Origin of the sequence: Comamonas sp. A7-5, assembly GCF_039581385.1 — a bacterium.
GTDB lineage: Bacteria > Pseudomonadota > Gammaproteobacteria > Burkholderiales > Burkholderiaceae_C > Comamonas > Comamonas thiooxydans.
On the sequence record NZ_JBCPWO010000054.1, the window covers coordinates 1 to 723 of the forward strand.

General features: G+C 65.8%; 1 protein-coding gene. It reads left to right on the forward strand.

Translation table 11 applies throughout. The features are described 5' to 3' along the window. Positions 1-714: hypothetical protein (locus AAIL67_RS24710; protein WP_343485402.1), on the forward strand; the 714-nt coding region annotated here is incomplete at its 5' end. Between the last annotated feature and the right edge of the window lie 9 nt (positions 715-723).

The following is a 723-nucleotide window of genomic DNA, read 5'->3' on the forward strand; positions in this document are numbered from 1 at the left end:
CTGCTGGGCGGTCGCCAGTTCGGCAACTGCCCGGCCTTCTCTTTGAGCGTGGAGGGCGACAAGGCCCCGCATTACAGCTCGCAGGGCGGCCTGCGCGAGAAGGACGAAGAAGTCCTGATCGAGATCACCCGCAAGGCGGCCATCACCACCGACAACATCAGTGGCAGCAACCTGCGCATGTTTCTGTCCGGCACGGCAGAGACCCACACACAGGCATCTGCCACGGTGACGGACGAGGCGCACACGGTGGAGCCAGGCGGCATCTACCGCTTGGGCGTGACCGCAGCGGCCCCCACGGGGGCGCGCAAGCTGAGTGCCGTCACCGTCAAAAGCAAGGACGGCACCACGACCTTTGCAGCGGGCACCGATTACACGGTGGACGCCGACCTGGGCCTGCTGCAGATCGCAGAGGGCGGCGAGATCGATGCGGCCACCGAGGTGCTGGTGGGCTACACGGCAGCCGAGATCAGCTGGGAGCGCATCAAGTCCGGCAATGGCGCGGATCTCAAGGGCGCGCTGCAGCTGATTGCCGACAACGCCCACGGCACCAATCGCGACTGGTGGTTCCCCAGCGTGGCGCTGTCGCCCACGGGCGAGCTGCCGCTGATTCAGGACGGCACCGACTACAGCCAGTTCGGCTTCGATGTGGAAGTGCTCAAACCCGACAACGGCGAAGCCGTCTATGTGGACGGCCGTGCGGCGCTGATTCCCTAACTCATCTCC